Here is a 20,041-nt window from a genome sequence, read left to right on the forward strand (position 1 = left end):
CCGATCTCTCGGGTATTACAGCTCGCACAGCACAAGCGGGTTCCGGAAAGCCAACGGGCTGGTAGTGTTCGGCCCGTAAGCGCCGCACAAGCGGGCACCGGATCACAAATCCGGGCTCGTTCCAGGGCATGGAGTTCGCAGGGATGACGACTCCAGGCGGCGCGGTCACCAGATAACAGCGCCGGGGAAACCGGTGACTTCGTCCTGCCCACATCTCTTCCTGTGAGCGACATATGATCAACGCATCCCCAACGCCGGAGCCGGTGTCGGAGACCTTCGTCTCGGCGGACCCCCTCTGGTACAAGAGGGCGGTGTTCTACGAGGTCCTCGTCCGGGGGTTCAAGGACTCCAACGGCGACGGCACCGGAGACCTTCGCGGCCTCATCGAGAAGCTCGACTACCTCGAATGGCTCGGCGTGGACTGCCTGTGGCTCCTGCCACTGTACGAGTCCCCGCTGCGCGACGGCGGTTATGACATCTCCGACTACATGAAGATCCTGCCGGACTTCGGGGACCTCGGGGACTTCGTGCAGCTCATCGAGTCGGCGCACGCGCGGGGCCTGCGCATCATCACCGACCTCGTGATGAACCACACCAGCGACAGGCACCCCTGGTTCCAGGCGTCCCGGCACGACCCCGAGGGCCCGTACGGCGACTTCTACGTGTGGTCCGACGACCCGACCGGCTACCCCGACGCACCGATCATCTTCGTCGGCGCCGAGGAGTCCAACTGGACGTACGACCCGGTGCGCAAGCAGTACTACTGGCACCGCTTCTTCCACCACCAGCCGGACCTCAACTACGACAACCCGGCGGTGCAGGAGGCGATGCTGGAGGTGCTGAGGTTCTGGCTGGACCTCGGCATCGACGGCTTCCGCCTCGACGCGGTGCCGTACCTGTTCGAGCGCGAGGGCACCGCCTGCTCCGGCCTGCCCGAGACGCACGCGTACCTGAAGAAGGTCCGGGCGGAGGTCGACCGCCTCTACCCCGACCGGGTGCTGCTGGCCGAGGCCAACGGCTGGCCCGAGGACGTCGTCGAGTACTTCGGCGACCCCACCACGGGCGGCGACGAGTGCCACATGGCGTTCCACTTCCCGCTGATGCCGCGCATCTACATGGCGGTCAAGAAGGAGACGCGCGAGCCGATCTCCGAGATCATGTCGCGCACCCCGAAGCTTCCCGAGAACGCCCAGTGGGGCATCTTCCTCCGCAACCACGACGAGCTCACGCTCGAGACGGTGACCGAGGAGGAGCGCGACTACATGCACGCGGAGTACGCCAAGGACCCGCGCATGCGCGCCTACCTCGGCATCCGCCGCCGCCTCGCGCCGCTGCTGGAGAACGACAGGGACCGGATCGAGCTGTTCACGGCGCTGCTGCTGAGCCTGCCCGGCTCGCCCGTCATGTACTACGGCGACGAGATCGGCATGGGCGACAACATCTGGCTGGACGACCGCGACTCGGTCCGCACGCCGATGCAGTGGAGCCCCGACCGCAACGCCGGGTTCTCCACGGCCGACCCCGGCCGCCTCTACCTGCCCGCCGTCATGGACCCGATCTACGGCTACCAGGCGGTCAACGTGGAGGCGCAGCAGCGCAACGAGGGGTCGCTGCTCCACTTCACCCGCCGCATGCTGGAGATCCGGCGCGACCACCCGGTGTTCGGCACCGGCGCCTACACCGAGATGTGGTCGTCGAACCCGTGCGTGCTCACGTTCGTCCGCGAGGAGGGCGACGACGTGATGCTGTGCGTGAACAACCTGTCGAAGTTCCCGCAGCCGGTGGAGCTGGACCTGCGCAGGTTCGAGGGCATGATCCCGGTGGAGGCGCGCGGCGGCGTGCGCTTCCCGGCCATCGGGGAGCTGCCGTACCTGCTGACGCTCCCCGGGCACGGCTTCTACTGGTTCGCGCTGAAGCAGGCCGAGCGTCCCGCGTCCGGCGTCCTGCGCGAGCCCGAGGCGGGCCGGCTCATCGAGAGGTGACGGGCACCTGGGCGCGGGCGGCGCGGCGGGCGGGTATCAGCGCCACCGCGAGGGCCGCGCCCACGGCCACGAGCACGGCGACGGCCAGCGTCAACGGCGACGGCGGCCGGCCGATGCCCGCGCCCACGCCGCTCGTCTGGCCCTGCAGGTCGATCAGCCAGGTCGCGACGGCGGCCCCGGCCGCCGTGCCGGCGCCGACGCCCAGCGCCACGAGCAGCCCCGTGCCGGTCACCAGCGTGGCCATGACCTGGCGGGGCGTCAGCCCCATCGCCTTGAGCACGGCCAGGTCGAAGGCGTGGTCGCGCAGGCCGAGCGCGCTGGCCGTGAGCAGGTTCGCCAGGCCGATGAGGGCGAGCACCGCGATCAGCGCGACGATCACCGCCCGGATGACCGACAGCCGGTCGGCCGGGTTCACCGCCAGCTGCACGTCGAGGGCCTCCCCCGACTCCGCCAGCAGCCTGGCGCGCACCTCCGCCCGGTCCGTGCCCGGCTTGAGGGCCAGCGCGTAGAACTCGGGCGGCACGGAGTCCTTGGCGGCCAGGCTGTCGAGCCCCAGCGACAGCACCTCGCCGTCCTGGTCGGGCTCGACCGCCCTGCCGACGATCCTGACGATCAGCGGCGAGCCGCCCACCGTCAGCCGCACCCGGTCGCCGATCTTCAGGCCGAGCAGGTCGAGGAGGCCCTGCCCGGCGACGGCCTCACCCGGCTGCGCGTACATGCGGCCCTCGACCACCGGGAACGGGTACGGGTCCGCCGAGCCGCCGAGCGCCCGCACCCGTACGGACCGCGCCGCGCCCGGCGCGAGGGCGTCGACCTCGGCGCCCGGGTACGCCGTGGCCACGCCCGGGTCGAGCTCGGCCAGCCGCCTGGCCTCGGCGGAGTCCAGCTTGCCCGGCCTGACGTACACGCCTGCGTGCTGGCCCACCTGCTCGGGGTGCCTGAGGAAGTCGTCGAGCGTGGCCCAGACGCCGAGCCCGATCGTGATCATCATCATCGGCACCGCCAGCCCGAACGCCGTCAGGAACGCCGGCACCCGCCGGGTGAAGGCGTCCCTGGTGCCGAGGACGAGGGCGGGCGGGAGGCGTACGAGGAGGGCGAGCCTGGCCAGCCTGGACAGGTGGCCGCGCGGCGGCGCCGAGGGAACGTCGGGGATGGGCGGCGTCCTGGCGCCGCGCCAGGCGGGCACGGCCACGGCCGCGAGCACGACCACGGCGGTGCCGCCCACGATGGACAGCACGGGGCCGGGCGCCACCGAGGTGGCGCCGAGCACGGCCACCGTCGAGCCCCACCCGGCGGCCGCGCCGAGCGCGACGCCGAGCAGGCCGAGCGCGCCGTGCTCGGCGATCAGCAGCAGTGCCACCTGCCCGCCGGTGAACCCCAGGGACTTGAGCGTGGCCAGGTCGCGCAGCTGCCCCAGCACCCGCCCGCCGGCCGCGTTGGCGAGGGCGAGCGCGGCGGCCACCAGGCCGACCACGCCGAACAGCGCGAGCAGCGTGCCGAGCAGCCGGTTGTCCAGCTCCATGGCGGCCCTGACCTCGCGCCAGGTGTAGACCCGCTGGACCTTGTCCTCCAGCATCACGACCACCCGCTGGGAGACGACCTGGGTGGCCTCTGGGTCGGCCAGGCGCAGCCCGGTCACCCACTCGCTGCGGCCGAGCATGGGCTCGACCTGGTCGAGGGCGGCGGGGAGCACCCAGGCCAGGCCGGGCGCCCACTCCGGGTAGAAGCCCTGCTCGGCGGAGTCGGCGATGCCGCGGACGTACAGGGTGTGCCGCTCGCCGCTGAGCGCGACCACCGTGAAGGGCGCGCCCACCCGCAGGCGCAGCGCGTTCGCGAACGACCGCTCGACGACCACGCCGTCGGGCTGGGAGCCGTCGAGCCACCCGCCCTCGGTCACGACCGGGTGCGCCACCGGCGGCGGCGCGGCCGGCATGGCGCGCAGCGCGGCGGGCTCCTTCTTGCCGTCCTGCACCACCGTCACCGGCGCCGACCGGTACGGCCCCGCGGTGCGGGTGACGCCGTCGATGCGGTCGAGGGCGACCTGCGGGCTGTCGTCGGTGTGGACCCAGACGTGCGCGCCGTCGGTCTGGGCGAACAGGCCGCGCCACGGGTTCGTGCCGTCCTCCAGCAGGGTGACGGCGGTGATGAGCGCGGCCACGATGCCGGCCACGACCAGCACGGTCAGCGCGGCCGGCCCCTTCCTGGCCCGCAGGTCGGCCCTGATCCACCTGCCTCCGGCCAGCACGGTGCTCATGAGGTGGCGCTCATCGAAGGTCGATCACCTCGCCGGCCGTGCGCGAGCGCCTGCGCGCGATGCGGCCGTCGTCGACGATCTCGCCGTCGAACAGGGACACGAGCCGGTCGGCCAGGGCGGCCACGCGGGCGTCGTGGGTGACCATGACGATCGTCTGCCCCTCCTTGTGCACCTCGCCGAGCAGGCGGAGCACGTCGCGGGTGTTGCGGCTGTCGAGGTTGCCCGTGGGCTCGTCGGCGAGCAGCAGGCTGGGCTTGTTGGCGAGGGCCCTCGCCAGCGCGACGCGCTGCTGCTCGCCTCCGGAGAGCTGGGCGGGCGCGGCGTCGGCGCGCTCGGTCAGGTTGAGCGCGGCGAGCAGGCTCTCCCTGCGCTCGCGCGCGACCTTGGGCGAGACTCCCGCGAGCAGCGCGGGCAGCTCGACGTTGTCGCCGACGGTCATGTTGGCGACGAGGTTGAAGAACTGGAAGACGAAGCCGATCTTCTCGCGCCGCAGCAGCGCCCAGGCGCTCTCGGACAGCGTGTCGACGCGCTTGCCGTCGAGCCAGATCTCGCCGCTGGTGCGGGTGTCGAGGCCGCCCAGCATGTGCACCAGGGTGGACTTGCCCGAGCCTGACGGCCCCATGACGGCGACGAACTCCCCTGGCTCCACCTGGAGGTCGACGCCGCGCACGGCGGGCACGGGAACCGCGCCGTCGGAGTAGATCTTGACGAGATTGACCGTTTTCACCACGGGGGTCATGCCAGATCCTCCTGGCACCGCTCCAGCCAGTCAAGGTCGGCCTGGAGGTGGAGCATGGCGCCCTCGATGAGGAGGATCGCCACCCGGTCGGCCGGCGGGGTGCGCTCCAGCAGGTCGTTGAGGTCGCTCATGAGCGACAGGTAGTGGCGGCGCTGGCGGTTGATGAGCGCCATGCGGTCGGCGATGCCGGTGAGCGGCGCGAGCACGAGCTTCATGAAGAACTCGTCGCGCACCCGCGGGCCCTCGGTCGGCTCGTCCACCCAGGTGGTGAGGAGGTCGCGGCCCTTGGCGGTCAGGTAGTAGACCTTCTTGTTCGGCCGGTTGGACTGCTCGACGTCGACGGCCCGCACCAGGCCGTCCTTCTCCAGCCTGCCCAGGGTGACGTAGATCTGCCCGATGTTGGGCGATGGGTAGGCGCTGCCGAACGTCTGCTCCAGCGCCTGTTTGAGCTCGTACCCGTGGGCAGGCTCCTTCGCCAGAAGCGCCAGCAGGTGAAGCCGCACGCCTCACCTCCCCGCCGTGTTACGGATGCGTTACGCACCTGTCGTTGACCGCCAGATTACCGGTGTGCATAACATGAATGCATCTACCTAACACGTATGTAAAGCACTCTGAACGTGGAGGACATCGTGCTGCGTTCGCTCGCGCCCGTGCTGGCCGTGCTCCTGGCGGCCGGCTGCGCGGCGGCGGGCGAGGAGGGCGACGGCGAGACCGGCACCGGCGGCACCGGGCCGATCACCTTCGCCACCGGCCGCGACACCACGGCGTACCTGCAACCCCTGCTGGACCGCTGGAACCAGGCCCACCCGGCCGAGAAGGTGACGCTGCTGGAGCTCCCCGAGGCCGCCGACGAGCAGCGCGCGCAGATGGTCGCCAACCTCCAGGCTCGGAGCAGCCGGTACGACGTGCTGGGGCTCGACGTCGTGCAGACCGCCGAGTTCGCGGAGAACGGCTGGATCATCCCCCTGGAGCGCGGGCTGTTCCCGCTCGACAGGTTCCTGCCGCCCGTCGTGGACACGGCGATCCACAAGGGCAAGCTGTGGGCCGTGCCGTACACGAGCAACGCCGGGTTGCTCTACTACCGGGCGGACCTGGTCGGGAAGCCTCCCCAGACGTGGGCGGAGCTTCGCGATCAAGCACGAAGAGTTACCAAAAATCGCGATATTGGAGGTTATGCAGGGCAGTTCCTGGCCTACGAAGGACTGACCGTCAACTTCTCGGAGGCCGTGCAGTCGGCGGGCGGGCAGATCCTCAGCCCCGACGGCACGGAGGTGACCCTGGACCCCGCCAAGGGCGCGACCGCGCTCGCGTTCCTCCAGCAGGGGCTGCGCGAGGGCTGGATCCCCAAGGAGTCGCTGAGCTACAAGGAGGAGGAGTCCCGCCTGGCCTTCCAGGAGGGACGCCTCGTGTTCGCCCGCAACTGGCCGCACGCGTACGGCCCGGCCAAGGCCAGGCTCGGCGACAAGCTCGCCGTGACCAGGCTGCCCGGCCTGCACGGGCCCGGGTCGAGCACGCTGGGCGGCATCAACCTCGCCGTCAGCGCCTACTCCAGGCACCAGCACACGGCGCAGGAGTTCATCCGCTACTTCACCGGGCTCGAGAACGAGCGCAGGGTCCTCACCGAGGGCTCGTTCCCGCCCGTGTGGACCGAGTTGTACGACGATCCCGAGCTGATCAGGCGCTTCCCCTACCTGCCGGTGCTCAAGGAGAGCATCCTCGCCGCCAAGGCCAGGCCGGTCAGCGCCAACTACAACCAGCTCAGCCTGGTGATCGCCAGTTCGGTCGCCCAGGCGCTGAGCGACCCGTACGCCGAGTCCGCCGACGACGTCGCGGTCTCCATGAAGTCAGAGCTTGAAGAGATCATCAGAACCCAGTGAGGCAGCCATGCGAAAGATGAGAGCAGCAGCGATGCTCGCCGGGCTCGCGGTGGCCGTCGCCGCGTGCGGCAACGCGCCGTCCACCACGCAGCCGACGGCGTCGGGCGCCCCCTCGCAGAGCTCAGGCGGCGGAGGCAAGACGCTGGAAGGCGTCAAGCTGGAGGTCGCCGCCAAGTGGACGGGTGAGGAGCAGAAGAACTTCGAGCAGGTGCTCAAGGCCTTCACCGAGAAGACCGGCGCCCAGGTGACGTACGCGTCCACCGGTGAGGACACCGGCGCCTACCTCGGCCCGCGCATCCAGGGCGGCAGCCCGCCCGACGTCGCGATCCTCCCGCAGCCCGGCCTGGTGCAGCAGTACGCCGAGCAGAACGCGCTCAAGCCGCTGACGCCCGAGGTCACCAAGGAGATCGACACCAACTACACCCCGTACTGGAAGGAGCTCGGCTCCGCCGGCGGCCAGGTGTACGGCGTGCTGATCAAGGCGGCGCACAAGTCGCTCGTCTGGTACCGCTCCGACGCGTTCGACGAGGCCGGCGTGCAGCCGCCGACGAACTGGGACGAGCTGGTCAAGTCCTCGCAGACCATCGCCGACTCCGGCACGCCGCCGTTCGCCTTCTGCGGCGGCTCGGGCTGGACCCTGACCGACCTGTTCGAGAACGTCTACCTGTCCACCGCCGGCCCCGAGAACTACGACAAGCTCTCCAAGCACGAGATCCCGTGGACCGACCCCAGCGTCACCACCGCGCTGGAGAAGATCCAGCAGATCGTCGGCAAGAAGGAGTTCGTCGTCGGGGGCTCCTCGGGCGCGCTGCAGACGGTGTGGCCCGACTGCGTCACCCAGGTCTACGGCCAGAAGAAGGCCGCCATGGTGATCGAGGCCGACTTCGTGGCCGTCTCGGCCCTGCAGGCGGGCGCCAAGGTCGGCGAGCAGGCCAAGTACTTCCCGTTCCCCAAGGCCGGCGACACCTCGCCCGTCATCCTCGGCGGCGACGTCGCGGTGGCCATGAAGGACACCCCGGGCGCGATGGCGCTGCTGCAGTTCCTCGCCTCCAAGGAGGGCGGCGAGATCTGGGCGAAGCTCCCCGGCTACCTCTCCCCCAACAAGAACGTCTCCCCCGACAACTACCCGGACGAGCTGACCAGGAAGCTCGGCCAGACCATCATCTCGGCCGGCGAGTCGGTGCGCTACGACATGTCCGACCTCGCCCCCAGCGCGTTCGGCGGCACCGACGGCAAGGGTGAGTGGAAGGTCCTGCAGGACTTCCTGCGCGACCCGAGTGACGTCAAGGGCACGCAGACCAAGCTCGAGGACGAGGCCAAGAAGGCCTGGAAGTAGGAGGTAGGGCCGTGACCGAACGGTTGGACGGCCCGCAGAACCCGCCCGTGTCCGTCACGGGCGGGTCCTCCGCGGGCCCGGCTGACACCCCCCGCACGAGACGACGCCTCGGCCCCTCGCCGGCGGTCGCCATCGCCTTCCTGCTCCCCGCCGCGGTGCTCCTCGGCATCTGGGTGGTCTACCCGATCGTCTACTCGATCTTCCGCAGCCTCTTCGACGCCCCGGGCACGGGCTTCGTCGGCCTCGGCAACTACGCCACCATCTTCAGCGACGGCGGCATGCTCACCACGATCCGCAACAACCTCATCTGGGTCGCGGTCGCGCCGCTCGTCGTCACCACGCTGGGGCTCATCTTCGCCGTGCTGACCGAGCGCCTCCGGTGGGCGACGGCGTTCAAGCTCATCGTGTTCATGCCGATGGCCGTCTCGCTGATGGCCGCCGGCGTCATCTTCCGCCTGGTCTACGAGGAGGACCCGGACAAGGGCGTCGCCAACGCCGTCCTCACCACGGTCCACGACACGTTCTCCTCCTCCCAGGGCTACCCCGACGCGCGGCCCCGCGAGGGCGACCAGTCGCAGGTCGCCACCGAGGGGGGCGCCGTCGTCACCAGGCAGCCGGCGCAGCCAGGACAGCCGGTGCTGGTGCCCATCGTCGGCATCAAGCCGCAGAACATGCCCGCCGGCGCCCGGCCCGCCGCCGCGCCGACGGGCGGGGCGGGCCTGTCCGGCACCGTGTGGTTCGACTTCACGCCCGGCGGCGGCGGCAGGAACGGCGCCGTGGACCCCGAGGAGAGGGGCCTGCCCGGCATGACGGTCGAGGCCGTCAAGGACGGCGAGGTGGCGGCGACCACCACGACGGCCGCCGACGGCACGTTCCGCTTCGAGGACCTGCCCGCCGGCTCGTACGTGGTCCGGCTCCCCAAGTCGAACTTCGAGGCGCCGTTCCACGGCCTGACCTGGCTCGGGGAGACGCTCATCACACCGGCGATCATCGGCGCGTTCGTGTGGGTGTGGGCCGGGTTCGCGATGGTGCTGATCGCGGCCGGGCTCGCCGCCATCCCGCGTGACGCGCTGGAGGCGGCCCGCATCGACGGCGCGACCGAGTGGCAGGTGTTCCGCAAGATCACGGTGCCGCTGCTGTCGCCGGTGCTGCTCGTCGTCTTCGTGACGATGATCATCAATACGCTGAAGGTGTTCGACCTGGTCTTCATCATCGCGCCGCCCTCGGTGCAGCCGCAGTCGAACGTGATCGCGCTGGAGATGTGGCGCGTGTCGTTCGGCGGCGGCGGCAACCAGGGCCTGGGCAGCGCGCTGGCGATCTTCCTGCTCGTGCTGGTCCTCCCCTTCATGATCATGAACATCCGGCGCTTCAGGAGGGAGAACGCATGACCACCACCACGGCAGGAGCGGCGCCCCACCTGGGCGTCGGCGCCCCGCGCAGGGGCCTGGCGAGCAGGATCGCCGACCGCCTCGGCGGCGGCGTGATCCAGGTGGCCATGGTCGTGCTCGGGGTGTTCTGGCTGGTGCCGACCCTCGGCCTGCTCGTCGTCTCGCTGCGCTCGGTGCAGGTCAACAACGCCGAGGGCTGGTGGACGGTCTTCACCAAGCCCGCCGAGCTGACGCTGGAGAACTACAAGAACCTCCTGGCCACCGGGTTCACCGCCTCGTTCTGGAACACCGTCCTCATCACGGTGCCCACCACGATCCTGGTGATCGGCATCGCCGCCATGGCCGCGTACGCCTTCGCCTGGATGGACTTCCCCGGCCGCGACACGGCGTTCCTCGTCGTCGTGGGGCTGCTCATCGTGCCCATCCAGATCGCGCTGATCCCCGTCGCCGCCTTCTACGGCGGCATCGGGATCTTCGGCACGATCCCCGGCGTGGTGCTGTTCCACGTGGCGTTCGGGCTGCCGTTCGCGATCTTCCTGCTCAGGAACTTCTTCGTCGGCATCCCCGCCTCGCTGCTGGAGGCCGCCAGGATGGACGGCGCGTCCGAGTGGAAGATCTTCGCGTCGGTCGTGTTCCCGCTGGGCAAGCCCGCGATCGCCTCGCTCGGCATCTTCCAGTTCCTGTGGGTGTGGAACGACATGCTGGTCGCGCTGGTCTTCGCCGACACCGGCAGCCAGCCGATGACGAAGGCCCTGCAATCCCAGATGCGACAGTTCGGGTCGAACATTGACATTCTCTCGTCCGGTGCGTTCCTGTCGCTGCTCATCCCGCTGGTCCTGTTCTTCGGCTTCCAGCGGTACTTCGTCCAGGGCATGATGGCCGGCTCCGTCAAGTAGCCCGCGGGCGCCCGCCTGCCGAGGGGGGCAGGCGGGCGCCCGCCTCAGGCGCGGGTCAGCGGCACCCTGCACCGCGTCCGACCTGCGGATGCGCCGGAGACCGTGACCTCTCCGTAGCCGTATCGTGCCCTGGCGCGATCCTTGCGCCGTCAGCATGGGTGGGCATGAAGCGCCTTCTCGCCCTCACGACGGCAGCCTTCACCGCCCTGCCGCTCGCCCCCGCCGCGGCGCTCGACGCCGCCCCCGGCACGGCGGCCGGCGGCACCCACGGCACAGTGCTCGACCGCGCCCCCGACGCTCCAGGCGCTCCAGGCGCGGCGCTCGACGGCGCCCCCGGCGCTCCAGGCGCGGGCGACCCGTACTTCCCCGACCAGGGCAACGGCGGCTACGACGCCGGGCACTACGACCTGGCGCTCGACTACAACCCCAGCTCCAACCAGCTCGACGGCGTCGCCACCATCGCCGCGCGCGCCACCCAGGCGCTCAGCCGCTTCGACCTCGACCTCGTCCGCACCCTCACCGTGCGCTCCGTCACCGTCGACGGCGCCCCCGCCGCCTTCACCCAGGACGGCTCCGAACTCGTCGTCACCCCCGCCGCCGCGCTGCCGTCCGGGCAGGGCTTCACCGTCGTCGTCCGCTACGACGGCAAGCCCACCCACGTCCTCGACCCCGACGGCTCCCGCGACGGCTGGATCCGCACGAACGACGGCGTCTTCAACGCCAACGAGCCGCAGGGCGCCATGACCTGGTACCCCGGCAACCACCACATGACCGACAAGGCGACGTACCGCTTCTCCGTGACCGTCCCCGACGACCGGGCCGCCGTCGCCAACGGCGACCTCGTCTTGTCCACGTCCCGCGACGGCCGCACCACCTACGTGTGGGACGCCAGGCAGCCGATGGCGAGCTACCTGGCCACGGTGTCCATCGGCAAGTTCCAGCTCACCGACACCAGGATCGGCGGCTACCGCGTCATCACCGCCGTCGACCCCAAGCTCGCCGGCAAGGCCGGCGGGTTCGCCGCCCGCCACGCGCCCGTCCTCAGCTACTTCAGCTCGCTCTTCGGCCCGTACCCCTTCACCTCCACCGGAGGGATCGTCGACCACGAGCCGAACGTCGGCTACGCCCTCGAGACCCAGACCCGGCCCATCTACCCCGTCGTGCCCAGCGAGAGCCTGCTCGCCCACGAGCTGGCACACCAGTGGTTCGGCGACTCGGTGACCCCCACCCGCTGGCAGGACATCTGGCTCAACGAGGGCTTCGCCAACTACGCCGAATGGCTCTGGCTGGACAAGACCGGCAGCAAGACCCTGCAGTCGTCCTTCGACGCCGCCTACGCCAAGCCCGCCGACGACCCGTTCTGGCAGACGCCCCCGGCCGACCCCGGCGGCCCCGCCGACCTCTTCCACGACGCCGTCTACGACCGCGGCGCCATGACGCTGCACGCCCTGCGCCGCGCCGTCGGCGACAGCGCGTTCTTCACGATCCTGCGCACCTGGGCCACCGAGCACCAGTACGGCAACGCCGACACCCCCGCCTTCGTCGCCCTCGCCGAACGCGTCTCAGGCCGGTCCCTCACCGCCCTGTTCGACGCCTGGCTCCACAAGCCCGGCAAACCGACGTTGTGATCATTCCGGTACGGCTTGCGGGACGGTTTCGGCCGCAAGCCGTACCAGACCTGACTAAGCTTCACGGCCATGGCCGGTCGTCCCCTTCATGAAGTCGTCGAAGCAGGCTGGGCTCAGGCCCTTGAGCCCGTCGCCGAGCAGATCTCCCAGATGGGCGAGTTCCTGCGCAAGGAAATCGCCGAAGGCAGGCAGTACCTCCCCGCGGGCGGACACGTCCTGCGCGCGTTCACCCAGCCCTTCGACGAGGTCAAGGTGCTGATCGTGGGCCAGGACCCGTACCCCACGCCCGGCCACCCCGTCGGCCTGTCGTTCTCCGTCGCCCCCGACGTGCGGCCCCTGCCCGGCAGCCTGGTCAACATCTACAAGGAGATGGAGACCGACCTCGGGCTGCCGCGCCCCGCCAACGGCGACCTGACCCCGTGGGCCGAGCAGGGCGTGCTCCTGCTCAACAGGGTCCTCACCGTCATGCCGGGCAAGCCCGCCTCCCACCGCGGCAAGGGCTGGGAAGCCGTCACCGAGCAGGCCATCCGCGCCCTCGTCGCCAGGAACAAGCCGCTCGTCGCCATCCTCTGGGGCCGCGACGCCCGCAACCTCGCCCCCATGCTCGGCGACGTGCCGCGCGTCGAGTCCGCCCACCCGTCCCCCCTGTCCGCGCGCAGCGGCTTCTTCGGCTCGCGGCCGTTCAGCCGGGCCAACGAGCTGCTCGTCCAGCAGGGCGCGACACCGGTCGAGTGGAAGCTGCCCTAGCATCGTCGCCATGAGTGATGAACCCAAGTACCTGCGCCTCACGGTCGAACTGACCGTCGAGGTGCTCGACGTCGACGCCCTGCAGGCGGCGGCGCTCTCCGAGATCCGGCACCCCGACGCCGATCTCAGCGAGGAGGAGCGCACCGAGCAGGCCGAGCTGGTCAACTCCGACGAGACCGGCGCGTCCGCCCTGCAGTGGCTGATCGAGCCCGACCACGTGCTCCAGCTCGTCAAGCACATCAACGAGATCGAGCCGCGCGAGGCCGTGCTCGGAGTCGAGCCGTCCGACGGTCCCAGCGAGGACGAGGACGACGACGAGCACGACCACCACCACCACTGACGTGGCGACGGCCACGGCGTTCGTCGCCGGCGTCGTGGCTTCTCGCCCCCTCACCCGGGAGACTTTCCCGGGGCTTCTTTCCCGGGAGACGTTCCTGGGACTTCTTTCGCGGGGGACGTTCCTGGGGACATTCCTGGGGCTTCGTCCCGTTCGCACGCGACCAGCACGAGGTGATGACGCATGATCGTGGCATTCTCCGTGACGCCGCTGGGCGTCGGCGAAGGCGTCGCCGAACCGGTCGCCCGCGCCGTACGGGTGGTCCGCGAGAGCGGCCTCCCCAACCGTACCGACGCCATGTTCACCACGATCGAAGGCGAGTGGGACGAGGTCATGGACGTCATCAAGCGCGCCGTGGACGCGGTGGCCGAGGTGGCCCCCCGCGTCAGCCTCGTCCTCAAGGCGGACCTGCGCGCAGGCGTCACGGACGCCATGACCACCAAACTCGAATCCCTGGAACGCCACCTCCCCTGAACCACACCCGAAAGCCCCGCCCACGGAACCCGACCGGAGGGCCCGCGGCGGGGTGCGACCGCACGCCTGACCACGACCGGGCCCCACATCCCAACTTGCCTCGCCACGACCGGCCGCCCACCCCGACGCGTCCGGCCCTGACCGGCCGCGCCCCGACGCGCCTGGCCACGACCGGCCATGCACCCCAGCCCAGCCCCCACGGAACCAACCGGAAGGCCCTCGGCGCGCACGACCGCACGCCTGACCACGACCGGGCCGCACATCCCAACTTGCCTCGCCATGACCGGCCGCGCACCCCGACTCGCCCGGCCACGACCGGCCATGCACCCCAGCCCATCCCCCACGGAACCCGACCAGAAGGTCCGCGGCGGGGTGCGACGACGGCTCCCCTGGCCACGACCGGCGGCACATGCCGACTTGCTTGGCATGACCAGGCCGCACATGCCGATTTCCTCGGCCATGACCGGGCCGCACACGCCCGCTCGTCTGGCCATGACCGGCTGTGCATCCCGACTGGAGGCTCGCGGGGGGTGCGACGGGGCGTGTGGCTCCTGCCCGTCGTTGCCCTCGGCCGCGCCCTCTGAGTGTGGCTGAGGGCCGTGAGAACCGGCTCCCTCAGCACGCGTCGGCGCGTCAGTCCTCGGGGTCGGTTCCGGTGGTGAGGGCCCGCGTGACCGTCAGGCTGTCCTCGTAGATGTGGTAACGGGTGATGAGCCCGTCCTCGACGGTGAGGTGCAGCGCGAACGGCGACGTGTAGGCGGTGCCGCTCGCCCGGACCGTCTGCGCGATCTCCCCGAGCACGACGGCGTGCGCCCCGTCGACCAGGATGTGGGTCACCGTCGTGCCGTTCAGCTCGGTCACGTGGTGGTCCTCCAACGACCGGAAATGGTCCGCCACCTCGTCCCGCCCGGATCGTGACCGGATCCACGGCACCGCCGGGTGCCCCTCTTCCGGCCAGGAGAGCTGCCAGTCGATCGACTCGGCGAACAGCTCCGCCGTACGTTCATGATCGCCCTCGGCCATCCTGCGCAGCAATTCGTCCACAACGTCACGGGTGTCACTCGTCATACGTCAACTCTCGCGGCCGAAAGTGCGGCGCGTCGATTACCCCTCAGGTAAAGGCCGCACCTCACCGGCGGCAGCGTCGGCCACGGCTGACAGACGGCAGGCACGGCGTTGGGCGGGGCGCCCGCAGGTCATGAGGTGCGAGGGCCGGGTCATGAGGTGCGGCGGCCGGGTCAGGAGGTGCGGCGGCCGGGTCAGGTGGGACGCGGACAGAACGAGATATGTCTTGACCATCCCGAAGACGCGACATATCGTCTTCCCTGCGGACACGACGCGATACTACGCGTTCTACTCGGAGGTGGATGCATGAAGCAGGAACACGTACCGGTCCTGGTGGTCGGCGGCGGGTACGCCGGTCTCAGTGCCGCCCTGCTCCTCGCCTGGCGCGAGGTGCCCGTCATGCTGGTCGAGAGGCACCCCGGCACGTCGGTCCAGCCGAAGGCGTTCGGTGTCGGCCCGCGTGCCGTCGAGCTGCTGCGGCCCGTGCCCGGCGTCGAGGAGGCGCTCACCCGGATCTGGTCGGGCATCGGCGAGAACATGCGTATCGCGATCGCCAAGAGCCTGTCCGACCCCACCCCTCAGATGATCATCAACGACGAGCGCGAGGAGATGGCCTTCCTCGCCGACCTCACCCCGGCCGCGCTGATCGGCGCGCCTCAGGCCGAGATCGAGCGCGTACTGCGCGTCAAGGCCGAGGATCTCGGCGCCGACCTGCGCTTCTCCACCGAGCTGATCTCGCTCGACCAGGACGACGACGGCGTCACCGCCGTGATCCGCTCGAACGGCACCGACAGTCTCGTACGCGCCGACTACGTCGTGGCCGCCGACGGCTACCGCAGCCCGCTGCGCGAGAAGCTCGGCGTCCCCACCTCGGGGAAGGGCGACCTCGGCAAGACCTGCTCCATCATGTTCGACGCCGACCTGACCGGCCTGGTGCGCGAACGCGAGGTCACCCTCTGGTACCTGCAGAACGAGGTGTTCACCGGCGTCATCGTGACCGGCACCGGCGTCGGTGCCCACGTCTTGGGCGTCAACTACGACCCGGACAAGGGCGAGAGCGAGGCCGACTTCACCGAGGAACGCTGCGCCGAGCTCGTACGGGTGGCGGTCGGCGTGCCCGACCTGGACGTACGCGTCCTGGACAAGACGACGTTCGCCATGGCGCACAACGTCGCCGACCGGTACCGCGAAGGCCGGGTCTTCCTGGCCGGCGACGCCGCCCACACCATGCCGCCCACCGGCGGCCAGGGCGGCAGCACGGCGTTGCAGGACGGCTGCGACATCGCCTGGCGCCTCTGGCTGGTCATCAGCGGTCAGGCCGGGCCCGGCTTCCTCGACACGTACGACGCCGAACGCCGCCCCATCGGCGCCCTCACCGCCGACGCCCAGCTCGCGAACCTCGGCGTACGCATGCCGCCGGCCGCCCGCGTCGGCTACCCGGAACCCCTTGAGGACCCCGTGGGCGCCCTGCTCGGCTGCCGGTACCACTCCACCGCGATCCTGGCGGAGCCCGGCGACGACGGCTCGCTCCTGGAGAACCCGCGTGTGCCGAACGGCCGGCCCGGCAGCCGCGCCCCGCACGTCGTGCTCGACTGGGACGGCCAGCGCATCTCCACCATCGACCTGTTCGGCTCGGGCTTCGTGCTGCTGGCCGACAAGCAGGGCGGACAGTCGTGGGTGGACGCGGGCCGCGTGGTGAAGGACCGTCTCGGGCTGCGGCTCACCCGCGTCCTCGTGAACGAGGAACTGCTGGACGTCGAAGGGTGCTGGCGGGAACGGTACGGCGTCAGCGGGGGCGGCGCCGTGCTGGTACGGCCCGACGGGTACGTCGCCTGGCGCTCGCCCCACCCCGGCCCGGACCCGGTCACCACCCTTGACCGGGTGCTGCGCCGAATCCTCAGCCGCTGACACGTCGCGTCCGGCGTCGAGGACGGGCGGTGGCTCATGATTTGCCGTGGTCCTCCTGCCAGAGTTCGGCGCCGTCCCTGCTGTAGCCGATGATGCGGAAGCCGTCGCGGTACAGGTCATCGGTGTGTCGTTGCGTACCGGCGAACAGGCGGAAGCCGCCGACCTTCCACGGATCCGGCCTGGTTCGGGCCTTGACGGTCGTGCCGTCCGGGAAGACGAGTTCGACGCGCGCGGTCTTGGTGCTCGTGATGCCGAACCAGTGCTCCTTGTGGTCGCCCAGTTGCACGTTCATCGGCCTGCCGTCCATGTCGATCAGGGGTTTGTCAGAGCCGCCTCTCCCGATCGCCGCGCCGCCCGGCGTGAGCGAGTGGACGCGGCCGACGGCCTGCCCGTTCAGCTTCCAGACCAGGGTCTTGTCCGGTGTCTCGTAGAGGCCCACGACCAGCTTGCCCGGCATCTCCACAGTCGCTCCGACCGGCTCGGCACGGGCTTCCGGGGGGACGCCGCCCTGCTGCCGGTCGATGCGCGTGATCGTCTCCCCGTCGCGGCCCGCGAACTCGTACGCCGTCACCCTCGTGTCCGACGGGACGGTGACGGTCCAGATGCCCTGAGGGGCGCCCTTGGGACGGTGAATCGTCCCGGTGACCTTGCCCCCGCCGGTGAGGGCGGTCACGCGGGCGATGCCATCGCGCGCCGTGCCGAAGTACATCAGCAGACCCGTGGCCGGGCTGGGGAAGGTCTCCGTAGAGCCCTGCTCGGTCGCCTCCTCGGCGCGGAGGGGCCGGCCGCACTCCGCCGAGCCGGAACCGGTCCTGCTCTTCACCCGCTTGCAGAGGGCGGCGCCGTCGTCGGTCCTGGCGTACCAGAGCGAGATGGGCCGGCGCTGGGAAGGATTGTCGACCAGCAGGACGTCGCCGATACGGAACTCGTCGCCCGTGTAGTCCTTGACAGGGAATCTCGGCGTGCTGGTGATCTTGGAGACGTCGGCGCCGGTGGCGGCGTCGCCGCCCGCCGTGCCGCGCGTGGAGATCAGGCCGATCGGGAGGGCGATCGCTGTGACGCAGACGCCGGCCACCAGCGCGTTCCTGCGCGTCCTGCGCCTGTTCGAGCGTGAGATCACCTCGGAGGGCAGGCGCGGGGGCGCCTTCGGGGCGCGCTCGGCGGCGTGCCCGAACTCCGTGCGTAGAAAGGATTCCAGCTCGTCGGTCATGCGGAGCTCCCGTTCGCTGCGGGGTTGGGGAGGGTGGCGCGGAGTTTGGCCAGGCCGAGCGACACATGACTGCGCACGGTGCCGCGTGAGACGCCGAGCACGGCGGCGATCTCCTCGTCAGGCAGGTCCTCGTAGTAGCGCAGCACCAGCACGGCGCGCTGCCTCTTGGGCAGGCCGGCCAGTGCCGTCCAGAGACCGTCGTCGGAGGGCGGCTGGTCTGTTCGCGCTGTGTCGGGAAGTGCCCAGTCGAGCCGCTCGCGCCTGCGCAGCCGCCACGTTCTCATGTGCAGCCTGGTCATGATCATGCGGGTGTACGCCTCGGGCGCCTGTTTGTGGCGTACGCGCGGCCAGGCGCGGTGCAGCCGGACCAGGGCCTCCTGCGTGAGGTCGGCCGCGTCATGCGGGTTGCCGCTGAGGAGGTAGCCGTAGCGGAGCAGGGCGTCCGCCCTCTGCGCCGCGAACTCCTCGAAGCGCTCATCCAATGAGCTCTGCCTTTCCATGGGTCCGTCATGGGATAGAGCACCCTGCGGGCCGGACTGTTGAATCTCCGACGCGGCGGAGAAACTGGTTCGCGGGCACTTCCTGACTGGTGCGGGGCGTGGACGACGTGGCCGCAGGAGCCATGATCTTCGGTCAGGACCGTCGGACCGTCGCGCCATCTCGCCATCTCGCCATCTCGCCGTCTGGCCGTCTGGCCGTCTGGCCGTCTGGCCGTCTGGCCGTCTGGCCGTCCGCAGGCAGGAGGACTCCGCCCGCTGTGACATCGAGCCCCGGCCTTGACGTCGGCTCGCCCTTCTTGGACTGGCCGTGCCTCCAGGCCCGATGCCGGCTGCGGTCGATTCGCGCGAACGCGGGTGCGCCGGCGCCGGCGGTGTTCGGCTCGGCTTGTTCGGCTGTCAGGCGGCCAGGGCTCTGGCAGGGGTGGGTGAGGTGAGCGATGTGCGGGTCGCTCCCTGGGTGGCGCAGAGCCAGTCGTTCAGTGAGCCGGTGAAGCCCGAGGGCGGACCCACGCGCAGGCAGGAGATGCGGCCGGTGCCCGGTGTGGGAGCGACCTTGAGACGGTGGACGCCGCCCGCCTGCCTCAGGACGTCGAGGTCGTCGCAGGGTGTCAGCCGTACGCCGAAGGGCAGGCCGGCGACGCCCCCCGAGAGGAAGGACTGGTCGGACGGCTGGATCTCCAGGTGGTCGTCGAGGGGGCGTTCGGCGGCGTGGGGGTGGGTGGACGTGAACGCCAGGTGGTCGGTGACCAGACGGTGGGCGACGGCGCGCAGGAGGTTCGTGGCGCACAGGTTGTGGGCGCAGGCGGCGCCGTCGATGGTGATCTCGGGGAGCGCGAAGCGGCGCAGGCCGCGCGAGGTGACGCGCAGGCAGGCGCAGGTGCCCGTGCCTGCAGGGTCCCACGGCGGGCAGGTGGCGGAGTCGTGGACCTGGGTGTCCCAGGCGAGCCAGCCGTCGTCGAGGCGGAAGTTCGGCGGCTCGGCGGCGCAGCGCTCGCAGCCCGGCACGGCGCCGCCGATCACAGGGTCGATGAGCAGGCCCGCGCTCTCGGCGGCGACCGCGCGGGCCACGGCGCGCGCCGCTTGGACGGAGCCTGGAAGCTCGTGAGGGGACGCCGTGGACGACACCACCACGTGCTGTCTCATCCGGCGCAGGCGGGTGCGCTCGGTGTCGGGGAGGTCGATGCCGACGGGCTTCCAGGGGGAAGGGTGGTGGGTCACCCTCAGGGACTCAGACGCGAGTGAGACGGTCGCGGTGCGACCGTGCGGGCCGCCGACACGCCAGGGGACGAACGACTCGGCATCGAAGCTCAGGTGCTCCATCGCGACGACGAACGTGGTGGTCAGTGTGCTCGGCAGGGTGAGCATGATCTTCATCTGGGGCCTCCGTGGTCGGTGAGGCGTCCAGGATCGGGAATCGGCGGGGTGGGGCGGAGGGTCGAATGGCGTTCTGTGGATGAGCGCTGGTCGGGTGCTGACTCCTGTGGATGAGCGCTGGTCGGGGTGCTGACTCCTGTGGGCAAGCCGTGGTCCGCTTCCTCGGAGGCTGTCACAAGCCCTGGTCGGCCCCCGACTCGCAGACAACCAAACGCTTGGCTGTGCGGTGCGGATCGGGCGCGGGGGGCAGGGCGTTGGGGAAGGGGTGGCGGCGGCGGCGGGGTGGGCCGGTGGGTGGACGGGTTGGTGGCTGGGTGGCTGGGTGG

General features: G+C 70.7%; 17 protein-coding genes. 10 read left to right on the forward strand and 7 right to left on the reverse strand.

What is annotated here, in order from left to right; translation table 11 throughout:
* Positions 1–233: 233 nt before the first annotated feature.
* Positions 234–1,982 carry a maltose alpha-D-glucosyltransferase gene (gene treS, locus BMX74_RS22505; RefSeq protein ID WP_091102527.1) on the forward strand — a complete coding sequence of 583 codons (1,749 nt, stop codon included), beginning with the start codon at positions 234–236 and terminating at the stop codon, positions 1,980–1,982.
* Here the strand turns inward: treS and BMX74_RS22510 are convergent.
* From BMX74_RS22510 to BMX74_RS22520, 3 genes are read right to left on the reverse strand one after another with little or no spacing between them, the layout of a single operon-like run.
* A complete protein-coding gene (locus tag BMX74_RS22510) occupies positions 1,969–4,236 on the reverse strand; it encodes an ABC transporter permease (RefSeq protein WP_091102529.1) in 2,268 nt (755 codons plus the stop codon). The two genes, treS and BMX74_RS22510, sit on opposite strands and share 14 nt — an antisense overlap.
* Before the next feature lie 10 nt (positions 4,237–4,246).
* Positions 4,247–4,975 carry an ABC transporter ATP-binding protein gene (locus BMX74_RS22515; protein WP_055506944.1) on the reverse strand — a complete coding sequence of 243 codons (729 nt, stop codon included), beginning with the start codon at positions 4,973–4,975 and terminating at the stop codon, positions 4,247–4,249.
* Complete coding sequence (locus BMX74_RS22520) at positions 4,972–5,478, reverse strand: PadR family transcriptional regulator (protein ID WP_055506943.1); 507 nt, start codon at positions 5,476–5,478, stop codon at positions 4,972–4,974. The genes BMX74_RS22515 and BMX74_RS22520 overlap by 4 nt, the downstream gene beginning before the upstream one ends.
* A 114-nt stretch (positions 5,479–5,592) precedes the next feature.
* Between BMX74_RS22520 and BMX74_RS22525 the strand changes: the two genes are divergently transcribed.
* The 8 genes from BMX74_RS22525 (at position 5,593) to BMX74_RS22560 (ending at position 13,658) form a co-directional block, all read left to right on the forward strand.
* Positions 5,593–6,852, forward strand: coding sequence for an ABC transporter substrate-binding protein (locus BMX74_RS22525; RefSeq protein ID WP_055506942.1), 1,260 nt, complete (start codon positions 5,593–5,595; stop codon positions 6,850–6,852).
* Between the two features lie 7 nt (positions 6,853–6,859).
* Entirely contained in the window at positions 6,860–8,188 is a 1,329-nt protein-coding gene (locus tag BMX74_RS22530; RefSeq protein WP_055506941.1) for an ABC transporter substrate-binding protein, read from the forward strand.
* Between the two features lie 11 nt (positions 8,189–8,199).
* Positions 8,200–9,576, forward strand: coding sequence for an ABC transporter permease (locus BMX74_RS22535; protein WP_091102531.1), 1,377 nt, complete (start codon positions 8,200–8,202; stop codon positions 9,574–9,576).
* A complete protein-coding gene (locus BMX74_RS22540; protein WP_055506940.1) occupies positions 9,573–10,472 on the forward strand; it encodes a carbohydrate ABC transporter permease in 900 nt (299 codons plus the stop codon). Before BMX74_RS22535 ends, BMX74_RS22540 begins: the two co-directional genes overlap by 4 nt.
* Positions 10,473–10,636: 164 nt before the next feature.
* Positions 10,637–12,100 carry a M1 family metallopeptidase gene (locus BMX74_RS22545; RefSeq protein WP_091102534.1) on the forward strand — a complete coding sequence of 488 codons (1,464 nt, stop codon included), beginning with the start codon at positions 10,637–10,639 and terminating at the stop codon, positions 12,098–12,100.
* A gap of 69 nt (positions 12,101–12,169) precedes the next feature.
* Positions 12,170–12,847, forward strand: coding sequence for a uracil-DNA glycosylase (locus BMX74_RS22550; protein ID WP_055506938.1), 678 nt, complete (start codon positions 12,170–12,172; stop codon positions 12,845–12,847).
* A 10-nt stretch (positions 12,848–12,857) separates the two neighbouring features.
* Complete coding sequence (locus tag BMX74_RS22555) at positions 12,858–13,187, forward strand: hypothetical protein (RefSeq protein WP_055506937.1); 330 nt, start codon at positions 12,858–12,860, stop codon at positions 13,185–13,187.
* A gap of 180 nt (positions 13,188–13,367) precedes the next feature.
* Complete coding sequence (locus tag BMX74_RS22560; protein WP_055506936.1) at positions 13,368–13,658, forward strand: MTH1187 family thiamine-binding protein; 291 nt, start codon at positions 13,368–13,370, stop codon at positions 13,656–13,658.
* Positions 13,659–14,291: 633 nt separating this feature from the next.
* On the opposite strand, the gene BMX74_RS22565 is transcribed toward BMX74_RS22560, so the two are convergent.
* A complete protein-coding gene (locus tag BMX74_RS22565; protein WP_091102537.1) occupies positions 14,292–14,726 on the reverse strand; it encodes a nuclear transport factor 2 family protein in 435 nt (144 codons plus the stop codon).
* Positions 14,727–15,029: 303 nt separating this feature from the next.
* Between BMX74_RS22565 and BMX74_RS22570 the strand changes: the two genes are divergently transcribed.
* On the forward strand, positions 15,030–16,631 hold the full coding sequence (locus BMX74_RS22570) for an FAD-dependent monooxygenase (RefSeq protein WP_091102538.1): 1,602 nt from the start codon (positions 15,030–15,032) through the stop codon (positions 16,629–16,631).
* 34 nt (positions 16,632–16,665) lie between these two features.
* On the opposite strand, the gene BMX74_RS22575 is transcribed toward BMX74_RS22570, so the two are convergent.
* The 3 genes from BMX74_RS22575 to BMX74_RS22585 form a co-directional block, all read right to left on the reverse strand.
* Positions 16,666–17,841, reverse strand: a complete 1,176-nt coding sequence (locus BMX74_RS22575) for a hypothetical protein (RefSeq protein WP_091102541.1) — start codon at positions 17,839–17,841, stop codon at positions 16,666–16,668.
* The gene (locus BMX74_RS22580) at positions 17,838–18,323 is read right to left on the reverse strand and encodes a SigE family RNA polymerase sigma factor (protein WP_256257134.1); all 486 of its coding nucleotides are present in this window, start codon (positions 18,321–18,323) and stop codon (positions 17,838–17,840) included. Before BMX74_RS22580 ends, BMX74_RS22575 begins: the two co-directional genes overlap by 4 nt.
* 414 nt (positions 18,324–18,737) lie before the next feature.
* The gene (locus BMX74_RS22585; RefSeq protein WP_091102545.1) at positions 18,738–19,715 is read right to left on the reverse strand and encodes a hypothetical protein; all 978 of its coding nucleotides are present in this window, start codon (positions 19,713–19,715) and stop codon (positions 18,738–18,740) included.
* Positions 19,716–20,041: the final 326 nt, after the last annotated feature.

Origin of the sequence: Nonomuraea pusilla (assembly GCF_900109355.1) — a bacterium.
Lineage (GTDB): Bacteria > Actinomycetota > Actinomycetes > Streptosporangiales > Streptosporangiaceae > Nonomuraea > Nonomuraea pusilla.